The sequence below is a fragment of the Bacillus haynesii genome (assembly GCF_001969855.1).
GTDB lineage: Bacteria > Bacillota > Bacilli > Bacillales > Bacillaceae > Bacillus > Bacillus haynesii.
In genome coordinates this window covers 37,621-62,084 of the sequence record NZ_MRBL01000014.1, presented here as the reverse complement: position 1 = coordinate 62,084, position 24,464 = coordinate 37,621, and the positions used below count along the sequence as shown (strand labels likewise).

Sequence of the window (24,464 nt, the reverse complement as noted above, 5' to 3'; positions counted from 1 at the left end):
ACATCAGTTTAACTTATATTTCGATCTTTTGGGTGCATACCGCTTTTCCGGATGACCCGAATTCCCTCATTTTATATTTGACCGTTTCTTTGACTGCACTGATCCCTGGCGTCATATAGGCGCGGGGTTCATATAAATCGGGATTGTCTTTAAACGCGCTGCGCGTTTTCTCAGTCCAGGCCACCATGCATTCGGTATTAATGTTGATTTTCGCATGGCCCAGACGGATCGTTCTTGCGATTTGATCAGCCGGGATGCCCGAAGCTCCATGAAGAACAAGCGGAATGTCCGTTACCCGTGAGATTTCTTCCATTTCCTTAAATCCCAAATTAGGCTCGCCTTGATATTTTCCATGAACAGAGCCGAGTGCGGCTGCCAAAGCATCGATACCGGTTTCTTTGACAATCCGTTCGCATTCACCGATGTCGGCATACTGCACCCCGCCGATGAGCCCGTCTTCCATGCCCCCTACGGTGCCAACCTCTGCTTCAACCGAAACATTGCGGGCCCTGGCATATGACACGACCTCTTTTGTCATGGCGATATTTTCATCGATTGGTGAATGCGAGCCGTCGATCATGACTGAGCTAAAACCCGCGTCTATCGCTTGCTTGCAGCGCTCCGGATTTTTGCCATGGTCAAGGTGAAGCACGACGGGAACGGAGATCGACATTTCCTCAATCAAAGCCGCAACCATTGCGGAAACCGTCTTAAATCCGCCCAAATAATCGATGAGCCGGTCTGAGGCGGCTGCGATAACAGGTGACCGTTCTTCTTCCGCTGCCTCTAGAATCGCTTTTGTCCATTGAAGGCCGTTAATATTAAATTGACCGATTGCATAATGATGTTCCTTTGCTTCTTGAAGAAGTTCTTTCATGGAAACGAAAGCCACGTTCACCCCTCCTATCCCGTATTAAATCTTGAAGTATTTTGAAACAACTTCAACTGTTGTTTCTTTGGCCGTTCGAATCGTTTCTTCCGCGCTCAGCTTATAGTATTCAGGTCTGAACAATTCAACTGATACGACATCCGAAAAACCGATGTCTTTCAAAGTTGATAAGTGGGCATCCAAGTCGATGGCCCCCTGTCCCGGCCAAACACGGTCTTCATCTCTTAAGAAGCCGATTGGAAAGTCTTCCGTATCATCGATATGATAAATGAAGATTTTCTTACCGTCCGCCTTTTTCAAATCCTCAAGACTTGAGCCCATTGCATGGAAGTGGAAGCTGTCAAAAACAAGGCCGACATTATCGCGGTTCACGGTCATGACGATATCATAGGCCTGGCTGAACGTGTTGACTGTGCACTCCGGGTGACCGACAAACTCGACAGCGATCTTTACGCCGTACGGCTCCGCGATGTCTGACAGCTCTGTCAGCACTTCGACGGAACTTGCTTTAATATCTTCTTTTAAGATTTTTTGTTCGGTGACAAGCGGTACCGCGACCACGTATTTCACACCAAGCGTTTTGCACGTTTCCATCATGCCTTTAAATTCTTCGATGATTTCACGGTGCCCTTTTTCATCGCGGTTGTTGAAAAAGACAAGGGCATTCAAGGCCAGCGGCTTAATATGATGTGTTTGAAAATACTCGGCCAATTCTGATAGAGAATGGTCTTTTAAATACTCAGGCAGCTTATCCACCGTCCGGATTTCGATATAATCGTATCCATGCTTCTCACAGTATTCGAGATCCTTTGTAAGGTTTGAATTTTCCAATGTTGTTGCTTCATTAAAGCATAGCTTCATATTAGATTCTCCTTCTCTCATATCTTTGTGAAGAGAGAGTTCGGCAGGGCGCCGAACTCAGGGGCTTATCCTAATAGTTCCTGTTTCAATTTTTCAAGCATGAATCTGCTTGATTCATCAGCTCTTTCGTCGACCCAAGCAAAAACGGCATTCGTCGCAATTCCGTCGAACTTCATCTCTCTCAGCTTTCTGAAAATCGTATCAAAATCGACCTCGCCTTGACCAATGTCCAAATGCTGGTGAACCGTTACTTTTGCGTCAGGCGGATTGACGATGTAGCGAAGGCCATGAGCCGCTTTATGATTATAAGTATCTGCAAATAAAACATGTGTGAGGCGGTCGCCCGCTTCGTCAAACATTGTCTCGATATCGCCTTTGCCGTCATCATAGAAGAATGTATGGGCAGTCGAGTAGACAAGATTAATCCAATCCTTGTCAAGCGCACGGATCATATCCATCGCACCTTTGTGTGTTTCGATAAAATCGTATGGATGGGCTTGAAGATTGAGTTTAATGCCTTCTTTTTCAAAGACTGGCAGCAGCTCATCCATAGATTTGATAAATTTTTCTTCACTTGTTAAAGGATCGTATTTTGAACCGCTGAATTCGCTGTTCATCAAATCGACTTCAAGCTCAACCGCAATTTCGATCGCCCTTTTCCAATTGCGCACAGCTGCCTGACGGCGATCTTCATCAGGACCTGCCCAGTGGTAAAGCGGAAGGAGCGATGAAAGCTTAACACCGGTATCTCTTAAAAGCCGCTTTAATTGTTTGATTTTAGCTGAATCGACTTTCGGATATTTATAGAATGGACAAAAATCTTCGCGCGGCGATAGTTCGATATATTCGTAGCCAAGCTCCGCCGTTTTATAGACCGTTTCCTCCAAAGTTAAATCATCACGATACATCGATGGATCCAATGCTAATTTCATACTTTTCACTCCTCGGGAAATTTTTATTTTTCAACAGTTGTAAACGTTTGATAGAATTCCGGTTTCTCTTGAAGCGCCACAGGTTCTTTCTGTCCGGATTCCTGAGCTTTTACACAGGCGTCCGTCGTTACAGCGGCGATATAGCCGTCCCATGCAGTCGGCCCGCTGACCTCGCCTTTCTGTTGGATCGAGTCAATGAAATCTTGGATTTCTACATCGTAAGCGTCTACAAAGCGGCGCTGCCAATCCATGAGGATATCTGTTGAGAATTTGCCGTCTTTTCTGAGAGAGATGCTTGACGGTTCAGGAAGCTTCACGATTCCGTCTTCGCCGACGATTTCACACTGGATATCGTAGCCGTATTTGCAGTTGACATAGATTTCCGCATTGATCACGACTCCGCCTTTTGTTTCGATGATGACGATTTGCGGATCACGCAAATGAGGAAGCGCGTTTTTCGATTTTTTCGGATAAATGACCTGAACGGATTCGTAGTCATCATTGATCAGCCAGTGCAGGGCGTCGATTTCATGGACAAGTGTATCGACAACAGCCATATCTGTTGTATAGTTGTCGCCTACAACCGGGTTTCGGTGCGCACAGTGAATCATGAGGGGCTCGCCGATGACCCGGTTGTCGATCGCTTCTTTCAGCTGTACGTAACCGCTGTCATAACGGCGCATAAAGCCGACTTGAACGAGACGTTTGTCCGCTTTGATTTCTTCATTGACGATCCGCATGCATCCTTCCGCAGTCGTCGCCAGAGGCTTTTCGCAAAATACGAATTTGTTTGCTTTAATCGCTTTCAAAACGCTTGATTCATGTGCCGGTCCCCAGCTTGTGACTAAGACTGCGTCTACATTTTCGGCTGAGATCAGACTGTCGTCATCCGGATAGACCTTGGCATTCAGGCTGTAGTCCGTTACAACTTGCTGAGCTGCCTCCTGGTTTACATCGGTGACCGCGACAATTTCGCCGCCGGCTAATTTATTTGTGATGCGGTTGATGTGCTCTTTTCCGATTGCTCCTGTACCAATAACACCAATGCGTAGTTTCATTGATAGCCACTCCTTCAAATGTAGTTAGATAATTTTTCTTGTTTTTACTTGCCCAGCTTGAGCCGGAGGAGTCCCGTACAGCTCTTCCTGAATTTGTTCAAGCGACTTACCGGATGTATTCGGTGCAAAAAAGAGCCCGATGAGCATGCTGGCCGTTACACATCCAAGGAGAATGGCCGCCATAAATGCAATTCCAAAATTCGAGATGATCATTGGAACGAAAAGGCTCCAAGCCCCGATTGAGATACGAACGAGGAAGAACATGAATCCTTGTGCAGATGCGCGATATTCCGTCGGGAAAATTTCACTCGCCCATAATTGGTAATTGGCCTGTTGCCCGGCCCCATTGTTTATGCCGATCATCACGATAAAGAGGATGAGAATCGGCATGCCCTCTGCCGGAAGCAGAAACAATGACCAGCCGATCACCGCCGCAAATGCGGAGATCCCAAACACTGTCTTCCTGTATTTGTCTGCAAACGGCATGAAAATAAAAGCGACGCCAAGCCCGGTGAAAATAAACAGCCCCATCTGCAAAATGTTTGCCATGGTCGCTGACACATCGCCGACCTGCTGATAAATGTAAGGCATAAAAAACCCCATGACACCTGCAGCCAGATTCCAAACCAAGTACACGCCCATTAAGAATAAGATGCTTTTCAAATACTTAGGCTGAAGCAAATCGAGATAAGACGTCTTCGGCTTCCTGACGGCTTGAGCCGATTCGGATTGATCCTGCCAGGCATCGGATTCCGGCAGCCTTTTCCGCAGAACATAGGTGATCAATGCGATAACGAGCAAATGCCCAAACACGATTTTATTGCCCAATAAACCTAAATCACCAAGCAGGACCGACAGCAGCAGAACCACAACCGCTCCCGCAGCCCATGCGACTTGCGCAACCCCGCAATGACGCGCCCTGTTTTTCTTAGGTGCGTTCTCTGCGATGATCGTCCAGGAAGCCGTAATATCAGCTCCTACCGATAAACCGATAATAATGTAACCGCTTAACAAAAAGGGAAAGCTGGTGCCGAACAATACTAAACAAATCCCCAGTGCATACACCAGCATACTGTTTGTATAGACAGCCTTTCGGCCAATCTTGTCAGCCAAAAAGCCTCCGAGCAGCGCTCCGATTGCGGCTGAGATGGCGTTGGCGCTAAATGCGCCGAGCAATCCGATCTGTGTATCAGAAAGCTTCAGGTAACTGACCCATAAAGATAATCCTGCCGATCCTGCGACAATGGAGCCTGCATCAATGTAATTTGCCAAAGCTGCTGCGACGGTTCGTTTATTGAATGGTGAGACTGCTGCACTTCCATAGCTCAATTTAGAGCCCCCTTAATTGGTTGCCGGGACATTTAACAAGTGTCGATCGATGTACTTTCTGGCGATCAATGCGTATTCAAGCGGGTTGGCAACATCGGGATCCTGCTCGGCTTCCACTACGATCCAGCCGGAATAGCCGTGCTTTAGAAGCGTTTGATAGACTTCTTTAAAATCGATGCAGCCGTCGCCTGGAACTGTGAACATCCCTTGCAAAAACGCCTGTTGAAACGATTTTCCTTCCTGCTTGCATTTCTCCATGATCTTAAGGCGCGCGTCTTTAAAATGAACGTGTCCAATACGGTCCATATGCTTCTCTAAAATGTTCATATAATTTCCATCTGAAATGTAGGCATGCCCAGTATCATACAGAAGGTGCACGAGTGCCGGGTCAGTTCCCGCCATGAGACGGTCCACCTCTTCCTCTGTCTGCACGCCTGTGCCGAGGTGATGATGGTAGACAAGCTTCAGGCCGTACCGGCCGGCGATTTCCCCGAGGTGATTTAAACCTGCAAATAGCCGCTGCCATTCTTCATCGGTGAAATAAGGCTTTTCTTTAAACACGTTTTTATCCAAGCCCTGCACACTGTACGTCTGTTCTGATACGACCGCAACATCGGCATGGACGTCTTTCAAGTACTGGCAGTGAGCCGCAAATTCCTTGGCTGCTTCTTCAATCCCGTCCCGAATGATATAGCTGCTGAACCACTTGCCGGCAATCCTTAGATTCCTCAGCTCGAGCTCTTTATTGAGAATGGCCGGTTCCGGAAAAAAGCCGCCCACTTCGGTGCCTTGAAAGCCCGCAACAACAATGTCGCTCAACAAATGCTGAAGTGTGTTTCCCGCGCCGATTTCCGGAATATCATCGTTCCGCCATCCTATGGGGGCGATGCCCCATAGAATTTGTGTCTTGCCCATCCTGGTGCCTCCTTTAATACTGCTTTGCAGATTCCAGCATTTTTTCTTTTGCTTCATACGCCTTTTGCACGCTTTCCTGTTCAGAAACCTCTGCAACACCTACGTGCCACCAGCTGTCATAGCCGTCCGTCATCGTTTTCGGCAAAACCTTCATTTCGATCAATGTTGAGACATCTTGTTTTTTGGCATCTTCAAGCGCCGCTTTTAATTCTTCAATCGTGTTCGCTTTGTAGGTTTTTGCTCCATAGCCTTCGGCCACTTTCGCGTAGTCGACGTTGAGAATCTGATTGTCTGCTGTTCGGAATTCACAGTAGTAGCTGCCGCTTCCGTGGTCCATTTGCAGGTTGTTGATACAGCCGAATCCCGAGTTGTCAAAGAGCAGTACGTTAATTTTTTTATTATATTGGATTGCTGTAATGAGCTCTGAGTGGAGCATCAGGAAGCTTCCGTCTCCGACTAGTGAATAAACTTCTCTATCAGGATGAGCCAATTTCAAGCCGAGCGTTCCCGATACTTCATATCCCATGCAGGAGTATCCGTATTCCAGGTGGTACGTATTCGGTTCGTTTGAATGCCACAACCGCTGCAGATCCCCCGGCAAAGAGCCTGCTGAACAAATGACGACGCTGTCCGGATCAACTGTTTCATTGATGGCGAGCAATGCCGTTGTTTGCGGCAGTTCGGTTTGCAGCACATCCGCGTATTCGTTAAGTATTTCTTGAGAAAAGTGATCTTTAATTTCAGGAGTGAAGTTTTCGCGCTTAAATGTTACCTTGCTCAAGCGGTCGCGTTCAGCAAGCCATTCGTCTTTCAGCTCCTTGATGGATGAACCGAACTCGCTCTTATAGCCTTCCAATAAGCCGTGCAGTTTGCCGAGCGTTACTTTTGCATCGGCAACGACTTGGAAAGCATCCAGTTTATAAGCCTGCATTCTGCTGACATTGATGTTTAAAAATTTTGCGTTGTCAAAGTCAAAAGCGGTTTTTGATGATGTCGCAAAATCGGTATAACGCGTGCCGATTCCGATGATCAGATCAGCCCCGCGAGCCGCTTTGTTTGCCGCCAGCGTACCGGTGATGCCCATTCCGCCCAAGTTGTTGGCAAAATCAGCTTCCACTGTGGATTTCCCGGCCTGGGTTTCCACCAGCGGAATATTGTAGGCTTCAGACATGGCGATCAGTTCGTCGCGCGCTCCGGAATATTTCGCTCCGCCGCCGACCAAGATGAGCGGTTTTTTGCTCGACTTGATCAGTTCTGCCGCTCCCTTCAGTTCACGCTCGCTCGGCTCTTTGCGGTCAATATAGTGAACGCGTTTCTCAAAAAAGCTTTCATCAAAATCATAGGCCTCGCCTTCAACATCTTGAGAAATGCAAACCGTTGCAGGACCAGCTTTTGCAGGATCTGTCATCACTTCAAAAGCGCGAATCAGACTGCTCATCAACTGTTCAGGGCGCGTAATGCGATCCCAATACCTCGAAACAGGCTTCAATGCATCGTTCGTCGTAATCGCCGCACTGTATTCCTGTTCTACTTGCTGAAGAACAGGATCAGGCTGTCTCGTGGCAAATGTATCGGCTGGAATCAAGAGGACTGGGATGTTGTTCGCAAGCGCCGTGCCAGCGGCGGCCACAAGGTTAGCTGCTCCCGGTCCGACTGATGTCGACACGGCATAGATCTTCCTTCTCAGCATCTGCTTGCTGTAAGCCATTGCTGCATGCGCCATTCCCTGCTCATTCTTGCCTTGAAACACCTTTAAATGACCCGCATCCTGTTCAAGCGCCTGGCCGATTCCAACGACGTTCCCATGGCCGAAAATCGTAAAGATCCCCTCGACAAACGGTGTTTCTTCACCATCTACATGGATGTACTGCTGATTTAAGAATTTAATTAACGCTTGTGCTGTGGTTAAACGTATTTTCTTGCCCACAAACGATCCCACCTTTATTCATATTCTTCATTTAAGACTGAGCCGCGATAAGCTCTTCAATCTCGGCGACTGTCGGCATTGCTTCAGATGAGCTGTGCTTGGAAACAACAATTGATGCGGAAGCGCTTCCGTATTTCAGCGCGGTTTCAATATCTTTGCCTGTAACGAGTCCGTAGAGGAAAGCGGAAGCGTATGAATCGCCTGCTCCAAACGTTTTCAAGACCTTCGTTTTGTATGCTTTCGCCCGGAAGACGTCCCCGGATTTGCTGTATGCATATGAACCTTCGACACCGTGCTTGATAACGACAAGATCTGCAGAATGTGCAAACAAATGCTGAACAGATTCTTCATTGCTGCCGCCGCTCTTATTTTCCATTACATCAAACTCATCACGCGTTCCGATGACAATGTCTGATTGTTCGGCAACGAGCGTATAGTAAACGGCCGTTTCCTCTGCAGATGCCCACGTATATGGACGATAGTCAAGCTCAAAGACCACTTTCACTTGATGCTTTTTCGCCAGCTGCACGGCTTTCAGCACCGCTTCGCGGGAAGGGCTTTTAGCCAGCGCCGTACCTGACACAAGAAGCATCTTCGCTTTTGCAATATAGTCTTCGTTCACTTCAGAAGGGGCAAGGTAAAGATCTGCAACATCATCCCTGTACATTAAAATGCTGCATTCTTCAGGGCTTAAAATTTCTGTAAAAGCAAGCCCCGCTTTATGTCCGTCTTTATCGACCGCCATTTGTGACGTATCGACACCCGTATTTCTCATATAGGTTTCGATGAATCTGCCGTGCTGGTCATCCGGAATCTTGCCGATAAAGCCGGTCTTTAATCCTAATTTGGAACTGCCGATTGCAATATTAGCCGGGGAGCCGCCGACATATTTTGAAAATGTCATCGTCTGCTCCATCGGTCTGTTGTATTCGACTGCGTTTAAATCGATGCATGCGCGGCCGATCGCTACAATGTCAAATTCTTTCTCTTCATTAAACGTATACTTCATCTTCAACAGCCTCTCCTTGCCTTATTGTTAGCGTTCCAAAATCCATTCATGGTCAGGGTCGTTATGAAACTTCCATTTACGCGTCGGCCCTGCCATCACGTTTAAATAATAAGATGTGTATCCGTCAGGCACCCCGACAGGATGATATCCGGCGGGCACGATGACAACGTTTCCATTTTCAACAGTCATCGTCTCGTCGATGGAACGGTCATCCGTGTATACGCGCTGAAATACAAAGCCTTGCTGCGGGTCAAGTTCATGGTAGTATGTTTCTTCTAAAAAGGACTCTTCAGGCAAGTTGTCTTGATCATGCTTGTGCGGAGGATAGCTGGACCAGTTTCCGCTTTCAGTGTAGACTTCGACGACTAAAAGACTGTTCGCTGAAGGATCTGAATCCGGAAGTATGTTATGAACGGTTCGTTTATTGCTGAATTTCCCCCGGTTCTCAATACCGTTGTCTTCAGCTTTGATCAGCTTCGTCGGCAGCTGGTTCTCAGAAGGGGAATAGCACAGGGCAACTCTTGCCTCTGTAACCGCGGTAATGCCGAACTTGCGGTCATTTGACACATATACGCTGTCGGTCGGCTTTCTTTCGAAAACCCTTTCTCTCGTGCCGATATTTTCAAATGTCTGTTCGTGATCGGTTACAGTAATCTTTCCGGTAAGCGCGACGATGCAGCATTCTTGTTTGCTCAGCGATTCTTCATAGCTGGATCCCGGTGCAAGATCAAGGACTTTAAACTCGACATAGCTGAGATCCGAATTCGATTTTTTCACTTCGTGTACAAGCTTCACGCCTTGTGACAGCTCATTCGCCTGCGGCTTGCGCAACAAATGACTCATGGATAAAGCCTCCTTTTCAAACTTGAAACATGATCCGAACAGCGCGGGAACCGCGCCGCCCGGTTTTTTCACAATTAATTGAAGTCAGGCGCCGGATATCTTGCAGTGACGACCTTTTTGCGCGTATAGAAATCGACGCTGTCTTTTCCGTTGGCATGCAATGTACCGAAGAACGAAGACTTCCATCCGGAGAACGGGAAGAATGCCATCGGAGCCGGTACACCCAGGTTGATGCCGAGCATTCCCGCATCAATGTTTTCACGGAAATAGCGGATCGCATTCGAATTCGATGTGAACAAACATGCGCCGTTTGCAAATTCGGATTGGTTGGCGATGTCAACCGCTTCTTTCAAGTTCTTCACACGGATGACTGACAGTACAGGAGCAAAAATTTCGTCTTTCCAGATCGTCATATCAGTTGTGACATTGTCAAAGATTGTCGGGCCAACGAAATAGCCTTCATCTGTTACATTTTCGCGTCCGTCACAGACAAGTTCCGCACCCTCTTCAACTCCTTTTTGTATATAGCCGAGCGTGCGTTTCTTGTTGTCTTCGCGAATGACAGGCCCGAGGAATACACCGTCGTCAAGTCCGTTTCCGATTTTGACTTCAGATGCTTTCTGAACCAATTTCTCCATGAATTCATCTGCGATTCCTTCTTCAACCGTTACTACTGCACATGCCATGCAGCGTTCGCCGGCAGATCCGAAAGCAGCGCCGATAATATTTGTTACCGTGTCTTCAAGATTGGCATCGTTCAGAACGATGGTGTGGTTTTTAGCGCCTGTCAGCGATTGAACGCGTTTCAGGTTTTCGCTTCCTTTTTTATAGACATATTCTCCGACCGGTTTTGAACCGACGAATGAAATCGCTTTAATTTCCGGGTGTTCGAGAATACCGTTTACTACATCATGCGCACCGTATACCACATTGAAGACCCCTTTAGGAAGTCCGGCTTTTTCAAACAGTTCAACAAGCTTTTCCGTCAAGAGCGGCGTCCGCTCGGAAGGCTTCAGAATAAATGTGTTTCCTAACGCAATGGCCATTGGGAACATCCAGCACGGTACCATCATCGGGAAGTTAAATGGGGCAATTCCGCCGACGACTCCAATCGGGTAACGGTAGTTCGCCGCTTCAACATCGGTTGCAATTGTAGCGAGTGAATCTCCCATCATCAGTGAAGGCGCTCCAGCTGCAAACTCGACATTCTCGATGCCGCGTCCAACTTCGCCCAACGCTTCTTTCGTGTTTTTTCCGTTTTCAATCGTGATGAGGTGGGCAAGCTCCTCTTTATGCTGAGTTAAAAGCTGCTGAAAGTTAAATAGAATTCTTGCCCGGCGCGGAACGGCCACTTTTGACCATGTTTTAAACGCTTCAGCCGCTGTTTGCGCTGCGTATTCGATATCCTCGCGCGTCGAAATCGGCACCTGGCACAGCACTTCTTTCGTCGCAGGATTGATTACATCTTCATATTTGTCGGTTTTGCTTTCAACCCATTCTCCATTAAGATAGTTTCTTAACTTTCTGATTTCTGCCATTCTTATAACCTCCTTGAATATTAAACATCTCCTGGTACAGATGGGGCAGGTTCCAACCATTATGTATGAACGCCGAACAGCTCTTCAATGCATAACGGATTTTCGCAAAAAACAGGAATTAAACGCTTACAAAAGAAATTAATGAATAGAACAATGATTTTATCAAAAGAACCGCGACGTAATAAAACGTTTACACTCAGAAATTTCTCAATATTATCACGTTTTGGTCACTTCTTGGTTATATTTTAATCGGGTCTTACCCATAAGTCAATCAAAATCATTAAATTTTTCTTTTGTAAGATTTGCAGAAAACCTTAAAATGATTTAAGGAAACATTGTATAATAAAAAGAAACAGGGCAAATCTTGCAAAAAATTATCACCAATGTTATCATTTTTTAAGCAATTATTGGTTAACTTTTGGGTTTATCATATATATATCCAAATATACTAGAAGGAGATACTTGGTATGAAGTTAATGCGGATCAAAGAAATGGAAGAATACATTTTGACCAATGGCACCGTTTCGCTTGATGAGCTTTGCCAGGTCTTTAATGTTTCCAAAAACACGGTTAGACGCGACATTAACAAGCTGACCGAGAAAGGAGTCATAAAAAAAGTCTACGGCGGCGTAACGGCGATTGAAAAAACGGCCTTGATCCCTTTTGAAAACAGAACGATTCAAAACAAGGATGCCAAGACGAAAATCGCGCACTATGCTTCACGCTTTATTGAAGACCATGACCTGATCTTTATCGATTCCGGCACAACGACTCAATCCATATTGGAAACTCTTGATCCAAATAAAAATGTAACCGTTTTAACGAACAGTCTCGACATTATCAACGCTGCTGCAGCGATGCAAAATATAAACTTGATCATCATCGGCAGCAACTACAAACGGAAAACGCAGTCCTTCGTCGGCATGGATGATCCGGGAACATTGGATAAATATAATATTAATAAAGCTTTCATGTCGGCAACAGGAGCAACACTTACCCATGGACTGACAAACTCCGATCTGCTTGAATATGAAATCAAAAAGAAAATATCCGAAAAAGCAAAACAAGTATACTTGCTGGCCGACCATTCCAAATTCGGGAAGTCGACCTTGCTGACGTACGCGCCGTTTGACAAATTGCACGCAATCGTCACATCTCAGGCGCTTGATGAGGAATATCACGAGTACTGTGAAGACCGCAAAATTGAAATCCATTTGGCAAAACATGTATAGTTGAAGTGGACATCCTTGACCGGCTGTTTCCAAGCGGCCGGCCAAGTTTATTTATCAACACATCATTTCAGGAGGGGAATTCAATGAAAAAAGTGAAAGTTGGCAAATCAGACTTGCACGTATTTCCAATTGGTTTGGGAACCAATGCTGTCGGAGGACATAACCTTTATCCGAATCTCAATGAAGAAACAGGAAAAGAATTGGTGCGGGAAGCAATAAGAAACGGCGTCACTTTTTTAGATACCGCCTACATATACGGCATCGGCCGTTCCGAAGAATTAATCGGCGAAGTCCTCAAAGAATTCAACCGCGAGGATGTCGTGATTGCAACAAAAGCCGCCCATAAGAAAGAAGGAGACGATTTTGTCTTTGACAACTCCCCTGCATTTTTGAAAAAGTCCGTCGAAGAAAGCCTGAAGCGGCTGCAAACTGACTACATCGATCTTTTCTATATCCATTTCCCTGATGAAAACACGCCGAAAGACGAAGCGGTTCAGGCGCTCCATGAACTGAAGCAGGAAGGCAAAATCAGAGCGATCGGGGTATCCAACTTTTCGCTTGAGCAGCTGAAAGAAGCGAACAAAGACGGATTGGTGGATGTGCTCCAAGGCGAATACAATCTGCTGAACAGGGAAGCTGAGACGACATTCTTCCCGTATACACAGGAGCATAACATCTCATTTGTTCCTTACTTCCCGCTCGTCTCCGGATTGCTCGCCGGAAAATACAGCGAAGATACAACATTCCCGGAAGGCGACCTGAGAAGAGAAATGGAAAACTTCCAAGGCGAACGCTTCAAAGAAAACATTAGAAAAGTGAACCAGCTTGCGCCGATTGCGGAAAAACACAATGTTGACATCGCCCATATCGTCTTGGCCTGGTACTTGGCACGACCTGAAATCGACGTGTTGATCCCGGGCGCCAAACGCGCTGATCAGCTGATCGACAACCTCAAAACGGCAGAAGTCAATCTGTCTCAAGAGGACATTGATTTCATCGACCGGCTGTTTGCCCGCTAAATGATCAGGAAACCTATCTTAAAAGATAGGTTTCTTGATTTATAAAATTATGTTGACAGCGCTTCCAATTTTGATATGATAGGAAAGAAGTTAATACAAGTGACGGAGAATTGGAGATTCACAATAAGACCCTCTTGTGCCAGGGGTTTTTTTGTGGATCTCTTTTTCTTCGTCATATAAGAGGGGGCGAAAGAAATCGTAATGAATTGCCGACACCTTTATTCTGCATAACCGCTTGAAAGGAGAGATCATGTTATGAAAAGACTTGTCCGCAGCATCTTCTTTATAACGGCTGCAATCGCTACTTTTGGTTTTGGATTCAGCGGGCATGCGAAGGCCGCAAGCCATTCCCAGCCGCAGCTCAACCCGAACAAGCTATTAAATGTCGCGCACCGCGGCGCATCAGGGCATGCTCCCGAACACACGCTTTTGGCTTATAAGCTTGGACAAAAAATGAAAGGTGATTACATAGAAATCGATCTTCAAATGACAAAAGACGGCCATTTGGTCGCCATGCACGATGAGACATTGGATCGCACGACCAATGGTACAGGTTTTGTCAAAGACTATACGCTGAAAGAAATCAAAGAGCTTGATGCAGGCTCCTGGTTTAACGAAGCATATCCTGAGCGGGCAAAAACGGAGTACGCCGGGCTGAAAGTGCCTACCCTTGAAGAAATCATCCAAACATTCGGGAGAAGCGCGCGCTACTATATCGAAACAAAATCACCGGAAGACTATGATCATATGGAAGAAAAGCTCCTGGACATTCTGAAGCAATACAAACTGACCGGAGCAGACATTCATTCAAGCAAAGTCATCATTCAATCTTTTAGTCCTGATAGCTTAAAAATCATTCATAACGCTAATCCAAACATTCCGCTAGTGCAATTATTATGGTACGACAAACCGGCTGCCATTTCTGACGCCGAGTTAAAACAATATCAATCTTACAGCGTCGGACTCGGCATGAACTTTGACCGCATTGACCGGGCATACGTGCAAAAGATTCGAAGCACCGGCATGCTGGTCCATCCTTATACCGTGAATGAAAAAGAAGATATGAAGCGGCTGCTCGATTGGGGAGCGACCGGAATGTTCACCAACTTTCCGGACCGGCTGCGCGATGTTTTGCGTGAAAAGAAGTAAATGAATAAAGAAGGGGTATACCATGTTAAAACTGTTTAAGCCAGCACCGCCGATTGAGCGGCTGCCGGAAGATCAAATTGATTCGGAATATAAGAAACTCAGACTGCAAGTTTTTCTCGGCATCTTCATCGGTTATGCGGCATACTATTTAATTCGCAAAAATTTCTCGCTTGCCATGCCTTATTTGATCGAAGAGGGCTTTTCAAAGTCGGCGCTCGGCTTTGCCTTATCCGCTCTATCCATCTCTTACGGGCTGAGCAAGTTCGTGATGGCCACGATATCAGACCGGAGCAATCCGAGGATGTTCCTGCCCGCCGGTTTGATCCTTTCCGCTGTCATCAGCCTCTTGATGGGGTTTGTTCCTTTTTTCACCTCATCGATCGCCATTATGTTTATCATGCTGTTCTTAAACGGCTGGTTCCAGGGCATGGGATGGCCGCCGTCAGGGCGTGTCCTTGTCCACTGGTTCAGCGTCAGCGAAAGGGGCAATAAAACCGCCATATGGAATGTCGCCCACAATGTCGGCGGGGGACTGATGGCGCCGATTGCCGTTGCCGGTGTCGCCATCTTCTCAGGCATGACGGGATCTGCTACAGGCTATGAAGGTGTATTTATTTTACCCGCCTTGGTCGCCATCGCAGTAGCCGTCATTTCTTACTGGCTGATCCGGGATACGCCGCAGTCTGTCGGACTGCCTCCAATCGAGGAATACCGCAACGATTTTTCAAGCAAATCGAAGAAAACATTTGAAAAAGAATTATCAACGAAAGAAATCCTTTTCAAATATGTATTAAACAATAAATGGGTGTGGGCAATCGCACTTGCCAACATTTTCGTGTATTTCGTCCGCTACGGTGTTCTGGATTGGGCTCCAACCTATTTAAGCGAAGAAAAAGGCTTTGACATGAGCAAATCAAGCGTCGCTTATTTTCTGTATGAATGGGCGGGGATTCCGGGGACATTGCTTTGCGGCTGGATCTCTGACAAATGGTTTAAAGGGCGCCGCGGACCGGCAGGCTTTGTCTTTATGGTAGGTGTTTTGATCGCAGTGCTTGTGTACTGGTTCAATCCAGCCGGCAATCCGATGATCGACATGGCGTCATTGATCGCGATCGGGTTCCTCATTTACGGTCCCGTCATGCTGATCGGTCTTCAGGCGCTTGACTTTGTTCCGAAAAAAGCGGCCGGTACGGCTGCAGGATTGACGGGTCTGTTCGGTTACCTGGGCGGAACCTTGACGGCGAATGCGCTGATGGGTGTTATCGTCGATGCATCCGGCTGGAATGCGGGCTTTACGCTCTTAACCGCTTCATGTGCAATCGCAGCACTCATCTTTGCGATGACTTGGAATGTGCGGGGACAGGAAGTTGTGAAGCATTAACATCAAAAAAAGATACATCTCGGACGAAGCTGAGATGTATCTTTTTTATTTTTATGCCATCACTTTGCATATATCGTTCGTAAATTCGACGGGGTCTTCGATCGGCAAGCCTTCTATCAGCAGCGCCTGGTTGTACAGGAGGCCGGTGTACAGCTTGAATTTGTCTTTGTCGTTTTCAAAAGCATCCTGCAATGTTTTGAAGACTTCGTGGTTTGTATTGATTTCCAATGCTTTATCAGCCTTTACATGCTGATTGTCAGGCATTGCGTTTAAAATTTTCTCCATCTCGATGGTGACTTCTCCGTCAGCGGCAAGGCATACAGAGTGAGTCTTCAGCCGTTTTGACGCCCTCACGCTTTTCACTTTTCCATCAAGAGTCTTTTTCATCTCTTCAAACAAGTCTTTGTATTGGCTGTCGTCCCCGTCTGATTGGTTTTGCTCATCATCGTTTTCGATTCCGAGGTCACCGCTGGATACTGACTTGAATTCTTTTTCTTGATAATTCGCCAGCATTTTGATGGCGAACTCATCGATATCCTCGGTGAAATAAAGGATTTCATACCCTTTTTCCGAAACGAGCTCTGTTTGAGGAAGCTTTTCAATTCGGTCATACGAGTCGCCTGATGCATAATAAATGTATTTTTGATTCTCAGGCATTCTGGATACATATTCATCAAGGGTGACCAGCTTTTTCTCTTTTGATGAATAGAAAAGCAGCAGGTCTTTCAGCAGATCTTTATGGGCTCCAAAATCATTGTATACCCCGAATTTAAGCTGTCTGCCAAACGATTGATAAAAAGACTCGTACTTTTCTCTGTCATTTTTCAACAAGCTCTTCAGCTCATTCTTGATTTTTTTGCTGATGTTTTTGGCAATCAGCTTCAGCTGCCTGTCATGCTGAAGCATCTCCCTCGAAATGTTGAGCGATAAATCTTCTGAATCGACCATTCCTTTGACAAAGCTGAAGTGGTCAGGCAGCAGGTCCGGACACTTTTCCATGATCAGCACACCGTTCGAGTACAGCTCCAGACCCTTCTCGAATTCCTTCGTGTAGTAGTTGAACGGAATGTTTTCAGGAATGAATAAAATCGCATGGTATCTCACTGCGCCGTCCACGCTTGTATGGACGTGTGCGAGAGGCTTGTCAAAACCGTAATGCTTTTCCTTATAAAACGCCTCATAATCTTCATCTTTCAGTTCGCTTTTGTTTTTTCGCCAAATCGGCACCATGCTGTTGACCGTCTGTTCTTCCTGGACTTCTTCAAATTCATTTTCGGCGCCTTCTTTCGGCTTGTTGACCGTGACATCCATCTTGATCGGATAGCGGATGAAATCAGAGTATGTTTTGATGATCGCTTTTAAGCGATGGACATCCAAGTATTCATCATAGTTTTCGTCGTCTGTATTCTCTTTCAGCTTCAATATGACATCGGTTCCGGCTGATTCTTTCGCAGCCGGTTCGATCGTATAGCCGTCGGCCCCGGCTGATTCCCATCGATACGCTTCATCGCTGCCATGGGCTTTTGTCATGACGGTGACGGTCTCCGCAACCATAAATGCGGCGTAGAAACCGACGCCGAACTGGCCGATAATATCGTGCCCGTCTTTTAATTCGTTTTCTTGTTTAAACGCAAGCGAGCCGCTCTTGGCAATTGTTCCAAGATGTTCTTCAAGCTCCTCTTTCGTCATGCCGATCCCTGTGTCCGCAATGGTCAGCGTTCTGTTTTCTTTATCTGCGGAGATTTTTATGTAGTAGTCGTCTTTGTTGAACGTCAGTGAATCATCTGTCAGCGCTTTATAGTAGATTTTATCGATGGCATCGCTCGCATTGGATATCAGCTCCCTTAAAAAGACTTCCTTTTGGGAATAAATCGAGTTGATCATGATGTCCAGCAATCTCTTGGATTCTGCTTTGAATTCTTTTTTAGCCATCTAGCCCTCTCCCCTTTTGCTCATATGATATACATATATCGTTCGATTCTGTTCACAAATTAAATAACACACTGCCTGTACGATGTCAATTCATAAGGCAGCGGTTTGACAACCGGCACTCCGCTTCATATAATGTGTTGTGAAGGTAAATTTGACCAAAATGAGGTGGAAAGGAATGAAAATCTTATCAACTGTTCTTAAAAGAGAATTGGCTTAAAGACGGGAGAAGTCTGCCCTTTTTTAACAAGCCATCTCGGGAACAGTTTGATACGATTTGACTCCTTTCTTGCTGTATTTAAATATGTAGCGGGTAAGGTGTAGTTTGCCTTACCCGTTTTTTTTGCCGGACAGGATAGCGAGGCTTCACGCTGTTCTCTTTAGATGGCTTGTTTTTTCAAAATTAAGCCTGAAGGAGAGAATCATCATGAGTATTGTTCATGTCACAAATCTGACCCATATATATGGAGACCGCATGATCTTTCAAGACGCCGGGTTCCACCTGCTGAAAGGCGAACATGCCGGCCTTGTCGGTGCGAACGGAGCCGGAAAGTCGACATTGCTGCGCATCTTGACGGGCAGCCTTCTACCCGATCAAGGAAACATTGAATGGCAGCCAAATATTCGGGCCGGCTTTCTTGAACAGCATGCCAAGCTGACGGAAGGCACAACCATCCTTCAGTACATGGAGAAAGCATACGGCCGGCTGTTTGAAATCGAAAAGCAAATGAATAGGCTTGCCGAAAAAATGGCCGTTGCCGGAGACAATCTGGAGGCCGTCCTGAAAAGATACGGAGAGCTCCAAGCCGAACTGGAAGCTTCAGGATTTTACCAAATCGGAACGAAAATTGAGGATGCCGCCCAAGGCCTCGGCTTGGCGGAAATCGGGCTTGATCAGGATGTCACGGCTTTAAGCGGGGGGCAGCGTACAAAGCTGCTGCTGGCCAAGCTGCTGCTTGAAGAACCTGATGTGCTGCTGTTGGATGAGCCGACCAACTATTTGGATGCCGCACACATTGAGTGGCTCACTGGGTACTTGAAAAACTATGAGCACGCATTTCTCGTCATCTCTCATGACGAACGCTTCTTAAATGAAATCACGACGGTTACATTCCATCTGGAGCATCATGTGATCAAACGGTATTCCGGCAACTATCAATATTTTCTGAAGGAATATGCGCAAAGCAGGGCACAGACAGAAGCCGCATACGCAAAACAGAACAGGGAAATCAAAAAATTAGAAGCGTTTATCGACCGGAACAGGGTCCGAAAGGCGAAGCAGGCCAAAAGCAGGGAGAAAGCATTAAGCAAAATCAAACGAATCGAAAAACCGACAGATTCTTATGTCCCCAGCTTTGCATTTAAAACGGGGCGAAATCCGGCGATGAGTGTACTCAAAACGGAAAATCTTGAGGCCGGCTACACAGTTCCATTATTTAAGCCTCTTTCCCTAACCGTAAAACGGGGCGATAAAATCGCCATTATCGGAGAAAACGGCGCCGGAAAATCAACGCTCATCAAAACGCTGCTCGGTGATCTCAAGCCTCTAAGCGGCATCGTCACAGCAGGACAGCATTTACAGGCTGCCTATTTCAGGCAGGAAAGTCCGGCTTCTCATGATACACCGCTTGAAAAATTGCGGGCGTTCTTTCCTGATCTATCGGAAAAAGACATCAGGCAGACGCTCGCGACATCCGGTTTGACGCCAAAGCATATCAACCAGCCCCTTACTACGCTCAGCGGCGGTGAACAGGCAAAGGTCCGGCTGGCTGAGCTGATGCTTTCAAACAGCAATCTGCTTGTTCTTGATGAACCGACAAACCACCTTGACGCATTGGCAAAGCATGCGTTAAAGCAAGCGCTCTGCGACTATAAGGGAACGATTTTGCTCGTTTCCCATGAACCGGCTTTTTATGAAGACTGGGTGACTCATATCTGGCAGATTGAAGAATGGCGCCGTTAAATAAGTAAAAGCCGGCCTTTCTATGGGCCGGCTTTTTTATTTGGACAATACAAGCTCATGAATGGCGTGGGCAACGCCGTTCTCATTATTTGTACGCGTCTCATAATCGGCCGAAGCTTTTACCTCAGGGATCGCATTCCCCATGGCAACTCCGCATCCCGCCCATTCGATCATGGACATGTCGTTTCCGTTGTCTCCAATACAAATCACTTCTTCCTGTGCAATGCCTAATATGTCGGCAAGCTGCTGAACGGCATTTCCTTTACTTGCCGCTGGGTGAAGAATTTCATAAAAGAACGGCGAACTTTTCACCATTGTATAACGTTCCTTGACATCTTCCGGTATTGCGGCGATCGTCTGGTCCAGCTTTTCCGGCTCATCAATATACATCGCCTTTGGCGCCAAAAGGTCTTTCGGGATTTCTTCGATCGTCCGGAACCGCAGCGGCACTTTGGTGACGTATGATTCGTAAACGGTATACGGGCTGATTTCCCGGTTTGGCGTATACAAATAAGCAGAATCAAAAAAGTGCATCGGAGTGTCAAGCTTTTGGCTGAGCTCATATAACGATTTCACATCACCATAGCCCAGTGTCAGCTCTGACACGACTTCCTGAGTATGCGTATTTTGAACGAGCGCTCCGTTATAGGCGATGACATAATCGCCGTCTTCATTTAGATTCAGTTCTTCCAGGTAGCGGCTTACACCGCCGAGGGGACGGCCCGTGCAGAGAACGATTTTGACGCCTTGCTTTTTTGCAGCATGCAGGGCATTCCGTACTTCCTCTGTTACTTCATGAAGATCATTCAACAATGTTCCATCCATATCTATCGCGATTAGTTTGTACATTTTACACTCTCCCTGATCAGAATCGAGCCCTAACGTCGTACTTATGACCCATACCTTCTTTATTGTATCACAGCTTTTCCCCATCATTTTCATCTGGTGCCCACGGAAAAAACGCCTTACAGCAAATAAGGCGTTTTTCGGGCCGCTTGGCCTGTGCTTAAAATATTTCCTGGAGAATCGGATCTTCATCAAGGATGCGAAGCGCTTTTTCGCGATAGCCGGCTTCATGCAAGTACGTATAGCGGTTGGGCTTGACGGTGTGCGACAAATTGACAGCCTCGCGAAACTCATCCTTGTTCAGATTCAGCGTTTTGACATATTGAAAAAAGCCCGTTCTCGTAAATACCTTTTCAATCCGCTCAGCCCGGTGATCCTGTACATGGGCCATGATGTAGGTGGCTACCCCGACTTGAATGCCGTGCATCTGCGGTTTTTCCGAAATTTTGTCCAGGGCATGGGAAATCAGGTGCTCAGAACCGCTGATCGGTGCGCTGTTTCCGCTGATTTCCGTGGCGATGCCGCCCATTGTCAAAGAACTGACAAGCTCTTTTAAAAAGATCGGCTGTTTAATATCCTGCATCGGCGTACGGACAAAGCTGTTGACCGCTTTCTTGCTGAGCATCGACGCAAACGCATTTACATCGCTGATCCCGTGCCGCTCTTCAAACTCCCAATCATAAAGAGCTGTAATATTGGACATTAAATCGCCGATCCCCGCCAAAATAAAATAATCCGGCGCTTTTTGAATGATACTCAAATCAGCTATGATTCCGTAGGGAACCCTTGCCGGTACGGTTGTTTTTTTCCCTTCGACCTGAAGCGAGCAATTGCTGCTCGCAAACCCGTCATTGGATGCCGACGTCGGAATGCTGATGAACGGGGTCCGCTTGGAAAAGGCGATGTATTTTCCGCAATCGACAACATAACCGCCACCCATGGCGATGATGACATCGTAATTCCCAATTGAAAATGCCTGCTTCAAAAGTTCCTGTATGTCGAGGCTGGACGGCAGCAGAACAGCTTCAACTTTAACATGTTGAAAGGCGTCTTTTAATGAATGCTCATACTGCTGATAGGAAAAATCGTCAAAAAACATGATCGCCTTGTCAAACTGATGTTTTCTCAATATCTCATCCAACCGGCCAAGCACGCCTTCACTAATATCCAAAACCGCGGGGATGGCTATGCTGGTAACCTGGCGCGGCATTAGACGATCCGCCCTTTTTCTTTAAGATATTGTTCAATGTCTTCAAATGTTTCAACGGCTACAAATGGCACCTCCTGCTGATGCAGCAAATCCTGGAGCGCATCTTTTGCAAACGTAACATCCGCAAATTTAGCCGGGTGCGAATCCGGTTCACTGTCGCCTGCAAAATAAATCGTCTCATACTTTTCTTTCAGCTTTTGAATGACCTTTGATTTATCAATTCCATAACGCTCAGAGTAATGCCAATGATTCTCATCAATTTCCATATGAACATTATCTTCTTTAAAAAAGCCTTTATTTGAATAGACCTCAACGTCTGTAATCCCGTATTTCTTTAAAATATAATGAATGTAATAATCCGTGCCGGCGCTTAAAATGTAGAAGTCGCCGCCGTTTTTCTGGACATGCTGAATGAAGTCTGGCACATATTCATCAATCGGTATGGAATGGATGTCATCAATGATTTTTTGTTCACTTTGATTAATCGAAGCAAAAACGGTTCCCAAAAATTCGATATCTTTTAATTCCCCGGACTTCCACTTTTTGAACAATTCACGGCCTTCCGGAAAATATTTATCAATGACCATCCAGTAAAAATCCTGTTTGGAAATCGTCCCATCAAAGTCAGATACAAATGCCCATTTCTTCATGCTGCATACCTCTTTTCTATGGTATTTTAAAAGATTAGATTCATTATACAAAAAGTTTGTGAATCATTGAACATAATATTATTTCTTTTTTGTGTACTTTCGTTCACAAGCTGAATATTCTGCCTCCCTGAAAAGAGGCATATATGATCATTCTTGATCTGTACGCTGTTTACCTTTTTCTGTTACGGCAAATTTGCGCTTCATCGTTTTAATGTTTTCCGCCTTGCGAAACCTGAGCGCAGACCAGTCTTCATCTATTGCAATTTGCCGAACCGGTTCATAGCCCTGGTCCGCAAGCAGCCCGGCTACTGTCTCGCGGCTGCAGTCTGATCCTTTGTAAACTTTCGATGATTTTTTCGGGTAGCAAAGCCAAAACAGGCCGTCTTCCGCCAGATGACCCTCAGCCTCCTTGGCTAAAGCCTGCAACTTTGCGTTCGTCGCTGCGAATACCTGAACAAAATCATATTGGTCAGCTTCGGCCTGATGATGAACACGGCCTTGAAATTCAGCCATGATGCCGCTGTATGCCTCAGGCGGATTCACGATCAGTACAGGCTGTCCATTATCCTTGAACTGCAATTTTTTGATCACCGGGTTCGTTTCTGCCATCTCTCATCAATCCTTTTCTGTTTATAGTAACAAATTAACCAAAACAGCACTAATCATACTTAGCAAAAAAGTGATAGACGAAAGAGGGATGGATCTGCTATATTTACATTGATAATGCGAATCATTATCACTTAGAGAATTTCATATGCTTCATATCAACAGGAGGGTCAAGTGAAAAAGAACTTATTGATAATCGGTTTAGTTATGCTGTTGTGTATAGTGGTCAGCGCCTGCGGAAGCGGCAATTCTTCAAACGGTAACAAAGAAAAAGCGTCTGAAGAAACGACAAGAACGTATCAATCAACGCGTGGAAACGTGGATATTCCAACACATCCAAAGCGCATCGTGACAGACTTTTATGCCGGTGAGCTGTTCACGGTCGACGCTAATGTTGTCGGCTCCGGCTCGTGGTCTTTCTCCAATCCATTTTTAAAGGACCGCATGAAAGATGTGACGGATTTAGGCGACCCGATTAATGTGGAAAAAGTCATGAAACTGAAGCCTGATTTAATTGTCGTGATGAACGATGAAAATTACGACAAACTGTCCAAAATCGCACCGACCGTTGTGATTCCTTATAACACAGCGAAAAATGTTCAGGAAACCATTAAGATGTTCGGCGACATTGCAGGCGCTAAAGAAGAAGCTGAACAATTCCTTGCCGATTTCGAACAGAAATCGAAAGCAGCGAGGAAAAAAATCGCTCAAGTCGTCGACAAAAATGCTACTTTCGGTATTTATGAAAACACAGAAAAAGGCCAATTCTGGGTATTCAATGACAACGGCGGCCGCGGAGGCCAAGCCGTGTACAACGCGCTCGGCTTAAAAGCGCCTGAAAAGATTCAAAAAGACATCTTCAAAAAAGGCGACATCAAAGAACTTTCCTTGGAAGTCGTACCTGAATATGCAGCCGACTACATGTTCGTGACAGACTATAACCCGAACGGCTACAGCAAAACGCTGAACAAGCTGAAGCAGTCTTCCATTTGGAAAAACCTTGACGCCGTCAAAAACAACCGTGTCTTTATCAACGACTTTGACACGTTCTACCCGTACGATCCGATCTCTGTCAGCAAACAGGTTGATTTGATTACGGAGATGCTGGTGAAGCGCGAAAAGGAGAATAAGTAATAAAAGCTGGAATTTCCAGCTTTTTTTATTGTTTTCTTTCTTGA

At 46.1% G+C, this 24,464-nt stretch carries 21 protein-coding genes; 6 read left to right on the top strand and 15 right to left on the bottom strand.

Going from position 1 to position 24,464, the window contains the following annotated elements; all coding sequences use genetic code 11:
• Positions 1-13 precede the first annotated feature (13 nt).
• The 10 genes from fba to iolA all read right to left on the bottom strand — a co-directional run bounded on the left by fba (position 14) and on the right by iolA (position 11,301).
• Positions 14-892 carry a class II fructose-1,6-bisphosphate aldolase gene (gene fba, locus BTA31_RS12705; RefSeq protein WP_076792114.1) on the bottom strand — a complete coding sequence of 293 codons (879 nt, stop codon included), beginning with the start codon at positions 890-892 and terminating at the stop codon, positions 14-16.
• Between the two features lie 21 nt (positions 893-913).
• Complete coding sequence (gene iolI, locus BTA31_RS12700; RefSeq protein WP_076792112.1) at positions 914-1,750, bottom strand: 2-keto-myo-inositol isomerase; 837 nt, start codon at positions 1,748-1,750, stop codon at positions 914-916.
• Between the two features lie 65 nt (positions 1,751-1,815).
• On the bottom strand, positions 1,816-2,682 hold the full coding sequence (locus BTA31_RS12695; RefSeq protein ID WP_026589371.1) for a sugar phosphate isomerase/epimerase family protein: 867 nt from the start codon (positions 2,680-2,682) through the stop codon (positions 1,816-1,818).
• 23 nt (positions 2,683-2,705) lie between these two features.
• Positions 2,706-3,740 carry a bifunctional inositol 2-dehydrogenase/D-chiro-inositol 1-dehydrogenase gene (iolG, locus tag BTA31_RS12690; protein WP_076792109.1) on the bottom strand — a complete coding sequence of 345 codons (1,035 nt, stop codon included), beginning with the start codon at positions 3,738-3,740 and terminating at the stop codon, positions 2,706-2,708.
• Positions 3,741-3,764: 24 nt separating this feature from the next.
• On the bottom strand, positions 3,765-5,069 hold the full coding sequence (locus BTA31_RS12685; protein ID WP_076792107.1) for an MFS transporter: 1,305 nt from the start codon (positions 5,067-5,069) through the stop codon (positions 3,765-3,767).
• Positions 5,070-5,081: 12 nt separating this feature from the next.
• Positions 5,082-5,984 carry a myo-inosose-2 dehydratase gene (gene iolE / locus BTA31_RS12680; RefSeq protein ID WP_043926186.1) on the bottom strand — a complete coding sequence of 301 codons (903 nt, stop codon included), beginning with the start codon at positions 5,982-5,984 and terminating at the stop codon, positions 5,082-5,084.
• Between the two features lie 13 nt (positions 5,985-5,997).
• Positions 5,998-7,911: a 3D-(3,5/4)-trihydroxycyclohexane-1,2-dione acylhydrolase (decyclizing) gene (iolD, locus tag BTA31_RS12675; protein WP_076792105.1), complete on the bottom strand. Its 1,914-nt coding sequence runs from the start codon at positions 7,909-7,911 to the stop codon at positions 5,998-6,000.
• 31 nt (positions 7,912-7,942) lie between these two features.
• Entirely contained in the window at positions 7,943-8,920 is a 978-nt protein-coding gene (iolC, locus tag BTA31_RS12670) for a 5-dehydro-2-deoxygluconokinase (protein ID WP_043926184.1), read from the bottom strand.
• A gap of 27 nt (positions 8,921-8,947) precedes the next feature.
• Complete coding sequence (gene iolB / locus BTA31_RS12665; protein WP_076792102.1) at positions 8,948-9,763, bottom strand: 5-deoxy-glucuronate isomerase; 816 nt, start codon at positions 9,761-9,763, stop codon at positions 8,948-8,950.
• Positions 9,764-9,837: 74 nt separating this feature from the next.
• A complete protein-coding gene (iolA, locus tag BTA31_RS12660; protein WP_076792099.1) occupies positions 9,838-11,301 on the bottom strand; it encodes a methylmalonate-semialdehyde dehydrogenase in 1,464 nt (487 codons plus the stop codon).
• 467 nt (positions 11,302-11,768) lie between these two features.
• On the opposite strand from iolA, the gene BTA31_RS12655 reads away from it, so the two are divergent.
• From BTA31_RS12655 to glpT, 4 genes are all read left to right on the top strand, one after another.
• Entirely contained in the window at positions 11,769-12,533 is a 765-nt protein-coding gene (locus BTA31_RS12655) for a DeoR/GlpR family DNA-binding transcription regulator (protein ID WP_076792096.1), read from the top strand.
• Positions 12,534-12,616: 83 nt separating this feature from the next.
• Positions 12,617-13,552, top strand: coding sequence for an aldo/keto reductase (locus tag BTA31_RS12650; protein ID WP_011198461.1), 936 nt, complete (start codon positions 12,617-12,619; stop codon positions 13,550-13,552).
• 255 nt (positions 13,553-13,807) lie between these two features.
• A complete protein-coding gene (locus tag BTA31_RS12645; protein ID WP_076792093.1) occupies positions 13,808-14,701 on the top strand; it encodes a glycerophosphodiester phosphodiesterase in 894 nt (297 codons plus the stop codon).
• Positions 14,702-14,723: 22 nt separating this feature from the next.
• Positions 14,724-16,082, top strand: a complete 1,359-nt coding sequence (gene glpT / locus BTA31_RS12640; RefSeq protein WP_043926179.1) for a glycerol-3-phosphate transporter — start codon at positions 14,724-14,726, stop codon at positions 16,080-16,082.
• Positions 16,083-16,133: 51 nt separating this feature from the next.
• On the opposite strand, the gene htpG is transcribed toward glpT, so the two are convergent.
• The gene (gene htpG / locus BTA31_RS12635; protein WP_076792090.1) at positions 16,134-18,014 is read right to left on the bottom strand and encodes a molecular chaperone HtpG; all 1,881 of its coding nucleotides are present in this window, start codon (positions 18,012-18,014) and stop codon (positions 16,134-16,136) included.
• Positions 18,015-18,438: 424 nt separating this feature from the next.
• Here htpG and BTA31_RS12630 point away from each other — a divergent pair, with 424 nt between their 5' ends.
• Positions 18,439-19,974: an ABC-F family ATP-binding cassette domain-containing protein gene (locus tag BTA31_RS12630; protein WP_076792087.1), complete on the top strand. Its 1,536-nt coding sequence runs from the start codon at positions 18,439-18,441 to the stop codon at positions 19,972-19,974.
• A 36-nt stretch (positions 19,975-20,010) separates the two neighbouring features.
• Here BTA31_RS12630 and yidA read toward each other — a convergent pair whose 3' ends face one another.
• From yidA to BTA31_RS12610, 4 genes are all read right to left on the bottom strand, one after another.
• A complete protein-coding gene (yidA, locus tag BTA31_RS12625; RefSeq protein WP_076792084.1) occupies positions 20,011-20,823 on the bottom strand; it encodes a sugar-phosphatase in 813 nt (270 codons plus the stop codon).
• Between the two features lie 157 nt (positions 20,824-20,980).
• Positions 20,981-22,030, bottom strand: coding sequence for an iron-containing alcohol dehydrogenase family protein (locus BTA31_RS12620; protein WP_043926176.1), 1,050 nt, complete (start codon positions 22,028-22,030; stop codon positions 20,981-20,983).
• Positions 22,030-22,680, bottom strand: coding sequence for an MtnX-like HAD-IB family phosphatase (locus tag BTA31_RS12615; protein ID WP_076792082.1), 651 nt, complete (start codon positions 22,678-22,680; stop codon positions 22,030-22,032). Before BTA31_RS12615 ends, BTA31_RS12620 begins: the two co-directional genes overlap by 1 nt.
• A gap of 147 nt (positions 22,681-22,827) precedes the next feature.
• On the bottom strand, positions 22,828-23,289 hold the full coding sequence (locus BTA31_RS12610) for a DUF3052 domain-containing protein (protein ID WP_076792080.1): 462 nt from the start codon (positions 23,287-23,289) through the stop codon (positions 22,828-22,830).
• 171 nt (positions 23,290-23,460) lie between these two features.
• Here BTA31_RS12610 and BTA31_RS12605 point away from each other — a divergent pair, with 171 nt between their 5' ends.
• The gene (locus BTA31_RS12605; RefSeq protein ID WP_076792078.1) at positions 23,461-24,420 is read left to right on the top strand and encodes an iron-hydroxamate ABC transporter substrate-binding protein; all 960 of its coding nucleotides are present in this window, start codon (positions 23,461-23,463) and stop codon (positions 24,418-24,420) included.
• Positions 24,421-24,464: the final 44 nt, after the last annotated feature.

Excerpts from the sequence above, each read along its gene's own strand:
- iolI (WP_076792112.1), bottom strand. The coding sequence starts at position 1,750 with ATGAAGCTATGCTTTAATGAAGCAACAACATTGGAAAATTCAAACCTT.
- BTA31_RS12695 (WP_026589371.1), bottom strand. The coding sequence starts at position 2,682 with ATGAAATTAGCATTGGATCCATCGATGTATCGTGATGATTTAACTTTG.
- iolG (WP_076792109.1), bottom strand. The coding sequence starts at position 3,740 with ATGAAACTACGCATTGGTGTTATTGGTACAGGAGCAATCGGAAAAGAG.
- iolE (WP_043926186.1), bottom strand. The coding sequence starts at position 5,984 with ATGGGCAAGACACAAATTCTATGGGGCATCGCCCCCATAGGATGGCGG.
- iolC (WP_043926184.1), bottom strand. The coding sequence starts at position 8,920 with ATGAAGTATACGTTTAATGAAGAGAAAGAATTTGACATTGTAGCGATC.
- iolB (WP_076792102.1), bottom strand. The coding sequence starts at position 9,763 with ATGAGTCATTTGTTGCGCAAGCCGCAGGCGAATGAGCTGTCACAAGGC.
- iolA (WP_076792099.1), bottom strand. The coding sequence starts at position 11,301 with ATGGCAGAAATCAGAAAGTTAAGAAACTATCTTAATGGAGAATGGGTT.
- BTA31_RS12655 (WP_076792096.1), top strand. The coding sequence starts at position 11,769 with ATGAAGTTAATGCGGATCAAAGAAATGGAAGAATACATTTTGACCAAT.
- BTA31_RS12650 (WP_011198461.1), top strand. The coding sequence starts at position 12,617 with ATGAAAAAAGTGAAAGTTGGCAAATCAGACTTGCACGTATTTCCAATT.
- BTA31_RS12645 (WP_076792093.1), top strand. The coding sequence starts at position 13,808 with ATGAAAAGACTTGTCCGCAGCATCTTCTTTATAACGGCTGCAATCGCT.
- glpT (WP_043926179.1), top strand. The coding sequence starts at position 14,724 with ATGTTAAAACTGTTTAAGCCAGCACCGCCGATTGAGCGGCTGCCGGAA.
- htpG (WP_076792090.1), bottom strand. The coding sequence starts at position 18,014 with ATGGCTAAAAAAGAATTCAAAGCAGAATCCAAGAGATTGCTGGACATC.
- BTA31_RS12630 (WP_076792087.1), top strand. The coding sequence starts at position 18,439 with ATGAGTATTGTTCATGTCACAAATCTGACCCATATATATGGAGACCGC.
- yidA (WP_076792084.1), bottom strand. The coding sequence starts at position 20,823 with ATGTACAAACTAATCGCGATAGATATGGATGGAACATTGTTGAATGAT.
- BTA31_RS12620 (WP_043926176.1), bottom strand. The coding sequence starts at position 22,030 with ATGCCGCGCCAGGTTACCAGCATAGCCATCCCCGCGGTTTTGGATATT.
- BTA31_RS12615 (WP_076792082.1), bottom strand. The coding sequence starts at position 22,680 with ATGAAGAAATGGGCATTTGTATCTGACTTTGATGGGACGATTTCCAAA.
- BTA31_RS12610 (WP_076792080.1), bottom strand. The coding sequence starts at position 23,289 with ATGGCAGAAACGAACCCGGTGATCAAAAAATTGCAGTTCAAGGATAAT.